Source organism: Salinicola sp. JS01, from assembly GCF_030284585.1.
Classification (GTDB): Bacteria; Pseudomonadota; Gammaproteobacteria; order Pseudomonadales; family Halomonadaceae; genus Salinicola.
In genome coordinates, this window is sequence record NZ_CP127244.1 from 1,071,501 (window position 1) to 1,084,142 (window position 12,642).

A 12,642-nucleotide genomic window follows, 5' to 3' on the forward strand; every position below is an offset into this window, starting at 1 on the left:
CTCCCTGAAGGCAAGATGAAGACAGGCCGCGCGAACGTCGCGCAGCCGTGACGGTCGCCGCGGTTCAGAGGCCGAGTGCGGCCAGCTCGTCGACCGTCTGCTCGTTCAGTTCCAGCGGCTTGGAGGCGAACAGGGTATGGCCGTCGAGACGGACTTTGCCGAGTACCGGCAGGTCGTCGCCATCGGCGATCTCGCCACCTTCGTAGAGCCTGTCCCCGAGCGCGACGAAGGCCTTGCCGGCCTCCAGCGGGCTCCACTGGAAGCCCCCAGTGATGACCCCTTCATGCACCAGACGGCGACCCTGACCGGGGGAGAACAGGCCCATGACCTTGATCTCTCCGGCCAGGCCGCGCTCCTTGACTGCTCGGGCGGCGCCGATGGTGCCCTGGCTGCCGAACGACATGATGCCGGCCAGATCCGGATGGGCGCGGATCAGGTCCAGAGTGGTGTTGCGGCTGTCGTCGACGCTTTCGGCGACACCGAAACGATCGGCGGCCTGCTTCATGTCCGGGCAGTGCTGGTCGAGCCAATGCACGGCGGCATCGGCCCAGGCGTTGTGGGCCGGCACGTTGAGTCCACCGACATAGACGGCATAGGAGCCGTGGCAGCCGGTGGTGTCGGCGAGCAGCTTGGCATGCTCTTCTCCCAGCTGCTGGGCGGAGATCATCTCGAAGTCGTAGTCGATGTTCTGAGAGTCTGGGCTTTCATGGGTGATGACGATGATGCCCTGATCGCGGGCTTTCTTGAGGACTGGCTCCAGCACTTCGCGATCATTGGGCACCACGCCGATGACATCCACGCCGCGGGCGATGAGATCTTCCACGGCACGCACCTGCAGCGCGGGATCGGCGCTGGTCGGGCCGATCATGTAGGCATCGACGCCGAGCTCGTCGCCCATCTCCTCGATGCCTTGCTCCATGGCGTTGAACCAGGGAATCCCGCCGACCTTGGCCACGACCGCGATGGTGGGTTTGTCCTGAGCCTGCGCCATGCCGGCATTGCCGATGACGCCCGCGATGAGGCTCGCGGCGAGATACAAGTTGCGTTTCATGATCGGTTCCCCGTCGTTGATGGTCCGACAGCGCAGCCGGCTCAGCGGGTGTTTACACAGCGCCTGCGCTCGGTGAGACAGCGTTGGGATCGACCTCGTACGCGAGCCAGGCCTTTTTGCGGACGATGCCGCCTTGACCGCGCTGGTCGAATTCGTAATCACCCTTTTCAGCACTTCTGGCCGCAGCCAGGGATGGGTGCGCAATCGGTTGTGCAACTATTGGTTTCTGTCGCGCTCAGGTCAATGCTACTTTTGATCTACCGAAAGGGAGTGCCCAAGTGTCGAGCGAACCATCCAGAAAGCTGACGATCTACGATCTCGCCAAGCTGGCGAACACGTCGCCGAGTACCGTCAGTGCCGTGCTCAACGGCACCTGGCAGCGTCGCCGGATCAGTCGCAAGCTGGCGCAGCACATCCTCGATCTGGCCGAGCGCGAAGGCTATTCCACCAACATGCAGGCGCGCGCCTTGCGGCGCGACCGCTCCGGCATCCTCGGCATGATCCTGCCGCTGTACGACAACCGCTATTTCAGCTCGATCGCCCAGATATTCGAAGCCGAGGCGCGCCGACGAGGTATCTTCACCATCGTGGCCTGCACCAACCGCGATCCGGACCAGGAACGCGAGGCGGCCAGGATGATGCTGGCCTATCGCGTCGAGCATCTGATCTGCACCGGGGCGACGAATCCCGATGCCATCGCCGACCTGTGCCGAGCCGCGGGGGTCGCCAGCCTCAATCTCGATCTGCCCGGCACGGCCGCACCGTCGGTGATATCCGCCAATCGCGAGGGGGCGCGCCGCTTGACCGATGCGCTGCTCGATCGCCTGGAGGCGCAGCAGATCGATGCCACGCGCGTGCTGTTCATCGGCGGGCGCGTCGAGGATCACAATACTCGGGAGCGTATCGAAGGCTTCCGCCAGGCCCGTGAAAGCCGGGGACTGGCCACGGCGCCCACGGATGTCGTGCCCTGCGACTACGCCGCCGAGAAGGCCCAGGCAGCGCTCGAGGCCTACGTCGAGCGTGAGGGCCGTCTGCCCGCGGCGATGTTCGTCAACTCCACCATCTCGCTGGAAGGTATCGTTCGCTGGCTGCGTCTGGGCGGGCACGACATGAACGACATCATCATGGGCTGTTTCGACTGGGATCCGCTGGCGGCGGCCTTCCATCCGCGCTTGATCATGATGCGCCAGGACGTGACCACGATGATCGCGCGCCTCTTCGACTGGATCGACACGCCGCCGGCGGACCCGACGCAGTGTCTGGAGGTCATGCCGGAGATCGTCGGCACGCCCGCGCCACCCTTCTGAGGCCATGGCCTCGGCTCTCAGCGCCTTCCGTGCCGCCGCCACGCCGCCTTTCGGGCCGCGCCGCGGAAGGCCGCCATGCCCCTCGCTGTCGCAAATCGTCAGGCCATGTCGCAAACGCACTCTAGCGTGACGTGGCAGAGCATCATGCTCCCCCGGGCGGGCGATACCATCGCGGAAAATCACCGCACGCCGACCGCGTGTCGCCACGGCGACGAGCGACGTAGAGAGGGTCCCCATGCAACGTTATTCCGGTTTCAGCCTGGTCAAACACGCGCTCAGCCACCACGAGAACTGGCAGCGCCATTGGCGCAACCCCACGCCCAAGAAGCGCTACGACGTGATCATCGTCGGCGGTGGCGGCCACGGTCTGGCGACGGCCTACTACCTCGCCAAGGAGTTCGGCGTCACCAATGTGGCGGTGATCGAGAAGGGCTGGCTGGGCGGCGGCAATACCGCGCGCAACACCACCATCGTGCGCTCCAACTATCTGTGGGACGAGGCGGCACGGCTCTACAACCACTCCCTCGATCTGTGGAAGGGGCTGTCCCAGGATCTCAACTACAACGTGATGTTCTCGCAGCGCGGCGTGCTCAACCTGGCGCACACCCTGCAGGACATGCGCGACGTGCAGCGCCGGGTCAATGCCAACCGTCTCAACGGCATCGACAGCGAGGTGGTGACCCCCGAGCAGATCAAGGAGATCGAACCGGCGCTGGATATCTCCAAGAGCGCGCGTTACCCGATCATGGGCGCCTCGTGGCAGAAGAGCGCCGGGGTCGCGCGTCACGACGCGGTGGCCTGGGGCTTCGCCCGTGGCGCCGACGCGCTGGGCGTCGATCTGCTGCAGAACACCGAGGTGACCGGCTTCAAGATCCGTGATGGTCAGGTCTACGGCGTGCACACCAACCGTGGCGACATCGAAGCGCACACGGTGGGCTGCGTGGCCGCGGGCAACTCCGGCGTGCTGGCCAAGATGGCCGGGCTCAAGCTGCCGCTGGAGTCGCATCCGCTGCAGGCGCTGGTTTCCGAGCCGCTCAAGCCGATTCTCAATACCGTCACCATGTCCAACCACGTGCACGGCTACGTCAGCCAGTCCGACAAGGGCGATCTGGTGATCGGCGCGGGGATCGACGGCTACCTGGGTTACGGGCAGCGCGGCAGCTTCCCCACCATCGAGCACACCCTGCAGGCGATCGTCGAGATGTTCCCGATGTTCTCGCGGGTGCGCATGAACCGGCAGTGGGGCGGCATCGTCGATACCTGCCCCGACGCCTGCCCGATTCTGTCCAAGACCAAGGTCAAGGGACTCTATTTCAACTGCGGCTGGGGCACCGGTGGTTTCAAGGCCACCCCCGGCTCCGGACACGTTTTTGCAGCCAGTCTGGCTAAAGGGGAAATGCACCCCATCGCGGCGCCGTTCTCCATCGACCGGTTCAATACCGGCGCCTTGATCGATGAACACGGCGCCGCCGGCGTGGCGCACTGAGGAGAGCACACCATGTTTCATATCTTCTGTCCCTATTGCCAGGAGTACCGCGAGGAAGAGGAGTTTCATCCCAGCGGTCAGGCACACCTCGTCCGGCCGGCCGATCCCGCCAGCGTGAGCGACGAGGAGTGGGGCGACTACCTGTTCTTCCGTGACAACCCGCGCGGTATCCACCATGAGATGTGGGTGCACCGCCTGGGCTGTCGCAAGTTCTTCAATATCACCCGCGACACCGCGACCTACGAGATTCTCGAGACCTATCGCATGGGCGAGCAGCCGAGCATCACCGCCGCCAACGCTGAGGTGCGCCGCGAGCAGGGCGTGCAGACCGCCGACGGTGGCTGGCAGACCGTGGGCGCACAGCCCGAGAACAGCCGGCTCAACGAGGAGACGCCGTCATGACCCAGTCCAACCGTCTCAATCAGGGCGGGCGTATCGATCGCTCGCGGCGGCTGTCGTTCACCTTCAATGGCCAGCAATACACCGGCTTCGCCGGGGACACCCTGGCCTCCGCGCTGCTGGCCAACGGCGTGGATATCGTCAACCGCAGCTTCAAGTATTCGCGTCCGCGCGGGATCACTGCCGCCGGGCCCGAAGAGCCCAACGCCATCGTCCAGCTCGGCGCCAGCGAAGCCGCCCAGGTCCCCAACGTGCGCGCCACTCAGCAGGCGCTGTATGACGGTCTGGTGGCACGCGGTACCAACGGCTGGCCGAACGTGCAGCGCGATGTCATGAGCTGGGTCGGCAAGCTGGGTGGCAGCTTCATGCCCCCGGGCTTCTACTACAAGACGTTCATGGCTCCGGCCTCGATGTGGATGACCTACGAGAAGTTCATCCGCAAGGGGGCCGGCCTCGGTCGCGCGCCCACCGAAGCCGACCCGGATATCTACGACCACTTCAATCAGCACTGCGACGTGCTGGTGATCGGTGCCGGCCCCGCCGGGCTTGCCGCCGCGCTTTCCGCCGCCCGTGCCGGCGCGCGGGTGATCCTGTGCGACGAGCAGGAAGAGATGGGTGGTTCGCTGCTCGACAGCCGTGAATCGATCGACGGTGCGCCGGCCAGCGCCTGGGCCGAGCAGGTGGTCGCCGAACTCGGTGGCCTGGCCAACGTCACGCTGCTGCCGCGTACCACCGCCAACGGCTATCACGACCACAACTTCGTCACCCTGCACGAGCGGCGCACCGAGCACCTCGCCGATACCGCCGCGGGCGCCGGTCGCGAGGGCGAAGTGCGTGCACGGCTGCACCGGGTGCGTGCCGGCCGCGTGGTACTGGCCAGCGGCAGCCACGAGCGCCCGCTGGTCTACGCCAACAACGACGTGCCCGGCAACCTGGTTGCAGGGGCGGTCTCCGTCTACATCCGCCGCTATGGCGTGGTGCCGGGGCAGCGTCTGGTGCTCTCCACCAACAACGATCATGCCTACCGCGCGGCGCTGGACTGGCAGGAGGCCGGCCGCGAAGTGGTCGCGGTGGTCGACTCGCGCGCCGAGCCGGACGGCGATCTGGTCAAGCAGGCCCGCGACGCCGGCATCCGCGTCATCACCGGCAGCGCCGTGATGGAGGCCACCGGCAGCCAGCGCGTCAGCGGTGCCAAGGTGGTAGCGATCGACACCGAACGCTTCGTGGTGACCGGCAAGGTCGAGACGCTCCAGTGCGATACCATCGCCAGTTCCGGCGGCTACAGCCCGGTGGTCCACCTGGCCTCGCACACCGGCAAGCGCCCGCAGTGGCGCGATGACCTGCTCGGCTTCGTGCCCGGCGAGGTCAAGGGCATGCATGTCGCCGGCGGCGCCCATGGGGTCTACGCCCTCGGCGAGACGCTCACCGACGGCGCCGACGTGGGGGCCGAGGCGGCACGTGCGGCGGGCTTCGAGGAGGCCGCGGCGATCGCCGTGCCCGAGGTCGCGGTGCGCCAGGAGTCGCCGACCAGCGCGCTCTACCAGATTCCCCATGAAAAGCCGCCGCTGCGCGCGCCCAAGCAGTTCGTCGATCTGCAGAACGACGTCACCGCGGCCGCCGTGGAGCTGGCGACCCGCGAGGGCTTTGAGTCGATCGAGCACGTCAAGCGCTACACCGCGCTGGGCTTCGGCACCGACCAGGGCAAACTGGGCAACATCAACGGCATGGCGATCGCTGCGCGCTGCCTCAATCGCTCGATTCCCGAGGTGGGGACCACGGTCTTCCGTCCCAACTACACCCCGGTCAGCTTCGGAGCCATCGTCGGCCGCCACTGCCGCGATCTGTTCGATCCCGAACGCTATACCGCGCTGCACCAGTGGCACGTGGAGAACGGCGCCGAGTTCGAGGATGTCGGCCAGTGGAAGCGCCCCTGGTATTTCCCGCGCCGGGTCAACGGCAAGCGCGAGACGATGCACGAGGCGGTGGCGCGCGAGTGCCTCGCGGTGCGCCGCGGGGTGGGTATTCTCGACGCCTCGACCCTGGGCAAGATCGACATCCAGGGGCCGGATGCGCGCGAGTTCCTAGGCCGGGTCTACACCAACAAGTGGGCCAAGCTGGCACCGGGGCGTGTGCGCTACGGCCTGATGTGCAAAGACGACGGCATGCTGATGGATGACGGTACCACCAGCTGCCTGGCCGAAAACCACTTCCTGATGACCACCACCACCGGCGGCGCCGCCGGCGTGCTGGAGTGGCTGGAGCTGTGGCACCAGACCGAGTGGCCGGAGCTGCAGGTCTACTTCAACTCGGTCACCGACCACTGGGCGACCATGACCGTGACCGGTCCTGACGCGCGCAAGCTGATGTCGGAAGTGACCGATATCGACCTCGACCGTGAGCAGTTCAAGTTCATGGACTGGAAGGAGGGCAAGGTCGCCGGTGTCCCCGCGCGGGTGTTCCGTATCTCCTTCACCGGCGAGCTGGCGTTCGAGATCAACGTCCAGGCCAATTACGCCATGCACGTGTGGAAGGCGCTGTTCGCCCACGGCGAGAAGTACGACCTCACGCCCTACGGCACCGAGACCATGCACGTGCTGCGTGCCGAGAAGGGGCTGATCATCGCCGGTCAGGATACCGACGGCTCGGTGACCCCGGAGGATCTGGGCATGCACTGGGCGGTGGGTTACGACAAGCCGTTCTCGTGGATCGGCCAGCGCGCGCTGACGCGTCCGGACACCGCCCGCGAGGATCGCAAGCAGCTGGTGGGGCTCAAGCCCAAGGACCCCAAGGTGGTCCTCGAGGAGGGGGCGCAGATCGTGCTCGACCCCGAGCAGAAGATTCCCATGACCATGATGGGTCACGTCACCTCGAGCTATTACAGCCCGGTACTGGAGAGCGGCTTCGCGCTGGCGGTGCTCAAGGGCGGACGCAACCGGATGGGCGAGACCGTCTATCTGCCGATGTCCGACGGCAGTGTCCACCAGGCCGAAGTCGTGAGTACCGTCTTCATCGATCCCAAGGGAGAGCGCCAGAATGTCTGAAGCCCGTTCTGAAGATCATGGCGGCAACGCCGCCACTTTCGATACGCATCCGGGCGCTGACGCCGGCGTCACCCCCGAGTCGCCGCTGCAGTGGAGCCGGGTACAGGGGCGCGTCACCGAGGAAGGTGGCGCCGCCGAGCAGATCCGCGTGATCGAACGGCCATTCCTCGGTCATCTGGTGCTGCGTGGCGGTGCCATCACCCTCGACGAGGCGGTGCGCGCCGAACTCGGGGTGAGCCTGCCGGGCAAGCCGCTGGGGCTGGTGCTCGATGCCGAGGGCAGTCGGTCGGTGCAGTGGGTCTCGCCGGACGAGTGGCTGGTGATCGTGCCCGCTGGCGAAGAGTTCGAGCTGGAGAACCGGCTGCGGGCGCGGCTGGGGGATGCCCACTTCGCCATCGTCAACGTCGGCGGCGGCCAGACCCTGCTCGAGCTCTCCGGCGAGAAGGCGCGCGAGCTGCTGATGAAGTCGGTAACCTACGATGTCCACGAGCATGGGCTGCCGGTGGGCAAGGCGGTAGGCACCGTCTTCGCCAAGACCAGCGTGGTGCTGCGGCGTCCCAGCGAAGAGCGCTTCGAGCTGGTGGTGCGGCGCAGCTTCGCCGACTACTGCGTGCGCTGGCTGCGGGATGCCGGACGCGAGTACGGGCTGCGCGTGGAATCCGCGTCGCCCTGATCATCGAGCGCCCCCGTCGTGGCGGGGGTCTGGCCCTGTCGAGACGCCCCGGTCGAGCAGCGTCCGGCTTCTCGACAGCGCGCAGCGGGAGCCAACATGCACTCTGAAAACAACAGCTGGATTCTGTCCGCCCAGTGCCCCAGTCGGCTGGGCACGGTGGACGTGGTGACCCGCTTCCTCAAGGAGCAGGGCTGCTATATCACCGAGCTTCACTCCTTCGATGACTACCGCGGCGGGCAGTTCTTCATCCGCGCGGCTTTTCTGCCGGAGCAGACCGACTTCAATGGCGACGACTTCCGCGAGCAATTCACAGCGCGGGCGTCGGCGTTCGACATGCACTTCGAGCTGACCCCGCCGGACTATCGTCTGCCGGTGGTGATCATGGTCTCCAAGACTGACCACTGCCTCAACGATCTGCTCTATCGCTATCGTACCGGGCAGTTGGCGATCGATGTGCGTGCCATTGTCTCCAACCATCCGGATCTGGAGCCGCTGGCGGCGTGGCATGGGCTGCCCTATCACCATCTGCCGATCACCCCGGAAACCAAGGCGGAGCAGGAGGCCGAGGTGCGTCGGGTGGTCGAGGAGAGTGCGGCGGAGCTGGTGATCCTGGCGCGCTACATGCAGGTGCTGTCACCCGAGCTGTGCCACCACTTCGCCGGTCGCGCGATCAATATCCACCACTCGCTGCTGCCCGGTTTCAAGGGGGCCAAACCCTACCACCAGGCCTACGAGAAGGGTGTGAAGCTGGTCGGTGCCACTGCCCACTACATCAACGACGATCTCGACGAGGGGCCGATCATCGCCCAGGGCGTCGAGGCGGTCGACCACGCCCACTACCCGGAAGATCTGGTGGCGCGCGGGCGCGACATCGAGTGCCTGACCCTGGCGCGGGCGGTGCGCTATCACCTGCAGAAGCGCGTCTTCCTGCACGCCGGGCGCACGGTGGTGCTCTCCGGCTGAGTGCGGCTCGGCGCACTCAGCCGGCGCCTGTCGAAAAGCTGAAAAAGCCCGTGTTTCCACGGGCTTTTTTTCTTGCTCCGCAATGCGCAGCGGGCCACAATGCGCGGGCACGGAAGGGGAGTATCCCACCGCCGGCGCTGCCTGCGCCGCCGGTTCGATGATGTCGTCAGCACGGGCCACATTGCCCCGGTATCATCGGTTGTTCGGGCACCCAGCGGGTGCCGCGGCCAGCGGGAGAGACTTTCGGTGACGTTCACCGTCAACCGGAGGTTTCCTCATGCATGTCCCCCTGTGGGTCTGGCTGGCTACGATTGCCGGCATCGCTGCACTGTTCGTCTTCGATTTCTACGCCCACGTGCGCAAGCCGCACGAACCCACCTTCCGCGAAGCGGCCTGGTGGTCGGTGTTCTTCGTCGCCCTCGCCGTTCTCTTCGGCGGCGGGCTATGGTGGGTCTGGGGGCCACAGCACGGCGCCGAGTACTTCGCCGGCTTCATCACCGAGAAGAGCCTCTCGGTCGATAATCTGTTCGTCTTCCTGATCATCATGTCCAAGTTCGCGGTGCCACCGGCCTACCAGCAGAAGGCGCTGCTGATCGGCATCGTGATCGCGCTGCTCATGCGCGGCGCCTTCATTGCGGTGGGGGCGGCGGCGATCGCCCAGTTCAGCTGGATGTTCTATCTGTTCGGGCTGTTCCTGCTTTACACCGCGTTTCAGCTGATGCGCGAGGGCGTCGGCGGCCACGACGCCAACGAGGAGTACGAGCCCAACGCCATCGTGCGCTTCGTGCAGAAGCGGCTGCCCGCCACCGACACCTATGATCGCGACCGCCTGATCACGGTGCACAACGGCAAGCGTCTGGTGACGCCGCTGTTCATGGTAGTCGTGGCCTTGGGCATGACCGACGTGCTGTTCGCGCTGGATTCGATCCCGGCGATCTATGGGCTGACCAAGGAGCCCTATATCGTCTTCACCACCAACGCCTTCGCGCTGCTCGGGCTGCTCCAGCTCTACTTCCTGATCGGCGGGCTGCTGTCGCGGCTGGTCTATCTGGGCATCGGGCTGTCGCTGATCCTGGCGTTCATCGGCGTCAAGCTGATCATCGAGGCGATGCACACCAACAATCTGGCGTTCATCAACGACGGCCAGCCGCTGCACCTGGTGCCGGAGATCCCGATCTGGCTGTCGATGACGATCATCGTCGGCACCCTGGTGGTCACCACCGTGGCTAGCCTGATCAAGAGCCGCGGGCAGCGTCAGGCCGGCTGAGCGCCGGCGGCGCGGCATAGATCCGGTGCAGCAGCGCGCGGATCTGCGACATGGGAATGGCCGCTTCCGGCCCGGGCGGCAACGCACCGGGCCGGAAGCCGTTATGCAAGAAGCCCGCGAGCAGCGCCGGGTCGCCGCTGATCACGTGCAGCGGCACGTCCCGGCCCGGGTGCGGGCCGATGATGCTCGGCGCGGCCTGATGGTCGCCGAGGATCAGCATCAGCGTATGCTCGCCGACCTGGCGCTCGGCAAAGCCCGCCGCCGCCTGCAGGGCGTAGTCGATGGCTGGCGCATAGTGGGCGCGCATCGCCTCGGTGTTCTGCCACAGCGAGGCGTAGTCGTCGCCGGCGCCGGCCCAGCGCGAGAACACCTGACCATCGCCGACGCTGTCCCAGTCGACCAGCGTGATCACCGGTGACCAGGGGGCGTGGCTGGAGAGGGTGGCCAGCTCGACGAAGGTGGCATGCGACGACGCCCCGGTGGCGCTTGCCGAGGCCGCATCCAGATAGTCGCCGACACGTTTCCAGGTGAACTGATCGGGCATGCTGGCCCAGCCCATCGGCGGGCCGCGGTAGCCGAGGCTGTCGGCGGTGTGGATCTCGTCGTAGCCGAGCTGGCGGCCTTCGGGCCAGTCGCGGATGATCCCCGGCATCACCGCCAGGGTGCGGTGGGCGCTGGCGCTGAAGTCGTCGACCAGGGTCGAGCGGTGGCGGTTGAGCATCAGCTCGAAGCGCAGCTGCGAGGTGATCGGCAGCCCGCTGAGCAGGGTGGCATGGTTGAGCCAGGACTGGCCGCCCAGGGTCGAGGCGGTGACCCGCCCGGTGACCATCGAGAGCCCCGACGCGGCCAGCTCGGACTCCATCCGCGCCAGGCGCGGGCGGATCTCGTCGGCGAACGGTTCGCGCTCGATCGCGGCGACCCCGTAGGACTCGATGAAGCCCAGCACCACGTCGACCCCCGCCAGCCCCGGCAGCGCCCGCGCGCCGGGATCGTTCTCGAGCTGGCCGCCGAACGCCGCCAGGGCGTGGCGTGTCTCCATGGCGCGCTGCCACTCGAAGGTCACGAAGCCCAGCGCCGGGCTGCCGATACGCGTGGCCTCGAGGCGCCCGGCGTGCTGCAGCGCCAGGCCGCCGGCACCGAAGGCCAGCAGCGCTACCCCCAGCCCGCGCGGGAGTCGGGGGCGATGGCTGGCCGCCAGCAGTGCGCTCAGCGCCCAGCCCACCGCGAACAGCGCCAGCCCCAGTGCGCAGGTCACTGCCAGCGTCAGCGCCAAGCCCAGATTGGCGACCAGCAGCTCGATCAGGATCGGCAGCAGCGATAGATCGGTATAGAGGTTGATCGAGCGCCCCTGCATGGCCTGCATCAGGCCGTCGCCGAGCGCGCCCAGGGCTATGCTCAACCCGATCAGGGCAACCCCGGCACAGGCCCATTGGCGCAGGCGTGACGCTGGCATCAGCAGGAGCAGGCCGAGCAGCAGCGGCGCCTCCAGCGCCAGCCAGTGGCGCGGCGGGAAGCCCGCCCAGGGGGGTTCGGGCGTGAGCAGCAGGGCGTTGAGCAGCAGCCACGCCAGCAGCAGGCGCCAGCCGGCCCTGGCGCTGGCCGACTCGGGGAAAAGCGTCATGATTCGTCCTGAATCCAGTAAGCGGGAAGTCTTGGCCCGAGCATAGCACTGCGTATTGTTCGGGCGCTGCGCGCGCCGCTCAGGCAATCGTCGTGGGCAGGGTGGTGGCAGCCAAGTTAGACTAGCGCCCATCGAATTCACGCGACAGGAGAGCCGCCATGCCATCCGCCCAGGAACTCATCGTCGAGCCGAGTCACGGCCGCGCCGCCGACGCCTGCGTCATTCTGCTCCACGGCCTCGGTGCCGACGGTCACGACTTCGAGCCGCTGGTGCCGGCGCTGGGTCTGGACGCGACGTTTTCGGTGCGCTTCGTGCTGCCGCATGCGCCGCAGTTGCCGGTCACCGTCAACGGCGGCATGAGCATGCCGGCCTGGTACGACATTCTCGAGATGAATCTGGGGCGGCGGGTCGATGTCGCTCAGCTGCGCGCCTCTGCCGAGCGGGTGCACGGCCTGATCGAGGCACAGATCGCTGCCGGCATCGACAGCCGGCGCATCATCGTCGCCGGTTTTTCCCAGGGTGGTGCGGTGGCCTACGAGGCGGCGCTGTCGTGCTCGCAGCCGCTGGGCGGGCTGCTCGCGCTCTCGACCTACTTCGCCACCGCCGACAGCATCGCCCTGGCCGAGGAAAATCGCCAACTGCCGATCGAGGTACATCACGGCAGCGCCGACCCGGTGGTGCCCGAGACGCTGGGCCGCGAGGGTGCCGAGCGGGTCGAAGCGCTGGGCTACCCGGTGAACTATCGCACCTACGACATGGGCCATAGCCTGTGCCCCGAGCAGGCCAGCGATATCGCCGCCTGGCTCCAGGCGCGGCTGGGCTGAGCGAGTATCG

At 66.9% G+C, this 12,642-nt stretch carries 10 protein-coding genes; 8 read left to right on the plus strand and 2 right to left on the minus strand.

The window, feature by feature from the left end:
• Window positions 1-64 precede the first annotated feature (64 nt).
• Complete coding sequence (locus tag QO259_RS04830; protein ID WP_285952016.1) at window positions 65-1,051, minus strand: substrate-binding domain-containing protein; 987 nt, start codon at window positions 1,049-1,051, stop codon at window positions 65-67.
• A gap of 278 nt (window positions 1,052-1,329) precedes the next feature.
• Between QO259_RS04830 and QO259_RS04835 the strand changes: the two genes are divergently transcribed.
• The 7 genes from QO259_RS04835 (at window position 1,330) to QO259_RS04865 (ending at window position 10,187) form a co-directional block, all read left to right on the plus strand.
• Complete coding sequence (locus tag QO259_RS04835; RefSeq protein WP_207034942.1) at window positions 1,330-2,358, plus strand: substrate-binding domain-containing protein; 1,029 nt, start codon at window positions 1,330-1,332, stop codon at window positions 2,356-2,358.
• 235 nt (window positions 2,359-2,593) lie between these two features.
• Entirely contained in the window at window positions 2,594-3,844 is a 1,251-nt protein-coding gene (locus tag QO259_RS04840; RefSeq protein ID WP_207034940.1) for a sarcosine oxidase subunit beta family protein, read from the plus strand.
• A 12-nt stretch (window positions 3,845-3,856) separates the two neighbouring features.
• The gene (locus QO259_RS04845) at window positions 3,857-4,246 is read left to right on the plus strand and encodes a sarcosine oxidase subunit delta (protein WP_106418260.1); all 390 of its coding nucleotides are present in this window, start codon (window positions 3,857-3,859) and stop codon (window positions 4,244-4,246) included.
• The gene (locus QO259_RS04850) at window positions 4,243-7,284 is read left to right on the plus strand and encodes a sarcosine oxidase subunit alpha family protein (RefSeq protein ID WP_285952017.1); all 3,042 of its coding nucleotides are present in this window, start codon (window positions 4,243-4,245) and stop codon (window positions 7,282-7,284) included. The genes QO259_RS04845 and QO259_RS04850 overlap by 4 nt, the downstream gene beginning before the upstream one ends.
• Window positions 7,277-7,957: a sarcosine oxidase subunit gamma gene (locus QO259_RS04855; RefSeq protein ID WP_285952018.1), complete on the plus strand. Its 681-nt coding sequence runs from the start codon at window positions 7,277-7,279 to the stop codon at window positions 7,955-7,957. Before QO259_RS04850 ends, QO259_RS04855 begins: the two co-directional genes overlap by 8 nt.
• Before the next feature lie 96 nt (window positions 7,958-8,053).
• Window positions 8,054-8,920 (plus strand): formyltetrahydrofolate deformylase, encoded by an 867-nt coding sequence (gene purU / locus QO259_RS04860; protein WP_285952019.1) that lies wholly within the window; start codon window positions 8,054-8,056, stop codon window positions 8,918-8,920.
• 277 nt (window positions 8,921-9,197) lie between these two features.
• Window positions 9,198-10,187, plus strand: a complete 990-nt coding sequence (locus tag QO259_RS04865; protein WP_285952020.1) for a TerC family protein — start codon at window positions 9,198-9,200, stop codon at window positions 10,185-10,187.
• Here QO259_RS04865 and QO259_RS04870 read toward each other — a convergent pair.
• Entirely contained in the window at window positions 10,156-11,808 is a 1,653-nt protein-coding gene (locus QO259_RS04870) for an alkaline phosphatase family protein (protein WP_285952021.1), read from the minus strand. The genes QO259_RS04865 and QO259_RS04870 overlap by 32 nt on opposite strands.
• Before the next feature lie 158 nt (window positions 11,809-11,966).
• Here QO259_RS04870 and QO259_RS04875 point away from each other — a divergent pair, with 158 nt between their 5' ends.
• Window positions 11,967-12,632, plus strand: a complete 666-nt coding sequence (locus QO259_RS04875; RefSeq protein WP_285952022.1) for an alpha/beta hydrolase — start codon at window positions 11,967-11,969, stop codon at window positions 12,630-12,632.
• Window positions 12,633-12,642 lie beyond the last annotated feature (10 nt).

Excerpts from the sequence above, each read along its gene's own strand:
- QO259_RS04830 (WP_285952016.1), bottom strand. The coding sequence starts at position 1,051 with ATGAAACGCAACTTGTATCTCGCCGCGAGCCTCATCGCGGGCGTCATC.
- QO259_RS04840 (WP_207034940.1), top strand. The coding sequence starts at position 2,594 with ATGCAACGTTATTCCGGTTTCAGCCTGGTCAAACACGCGCTCAGCCAC.
- QO259_RS04845 (WP_106418260.1), top strand. The coding sequence starts at position 3,857 with ATGTTTCATATCTTCTGTCCCTATTGCCAGGAGTACCGCGAGGAAGAG.
- QO259_RS04850 (WP_285952017.1), top strand. The coding sequence starts at position 4,243 with ATGACCCAGTCCAACCGTCTCAATCAGGGCGGGCGTATCGATCGCTCG.
- QO259_RS04855 (WP_285952018.1), top strand. The coding sequence starts at position 7,277 with ATGTCTGAAGCCCGTTCTGAAGATCATGGCGGCAACGCCGCCACTTTC.
- purU (WP_285952019.1), top strand. The coding sequence starts at position 8,054 with ATGCACTCTGAAAACAACAGCTGGATTCTGTCCGCCCAGTGCCCCAGT.
- QO259_RS04865 (WP_285952020.1), top strand. The coding sequence starts at position 9,198 with ATGCATGTCCCCCTGTGGGTCTGGCTGGCTACGATTGCCGGCATCGCT.
- QO259_RS04870 (WP_285952021.1), bottom strand. The coding sequence starts at position 11,808 with ATGACGCTTTTCCCCGAGTCGGCCAGCGCCAGGGCCGGCTGGCGCCTG.
- QO259_RS04875 (WP_285952022.1), top strand. The coding sequence starts at position 11,967 with ATGCCATCCGCCCAGGAACTCATCGTCGAGCCGAGTCACGGCCGCGCC.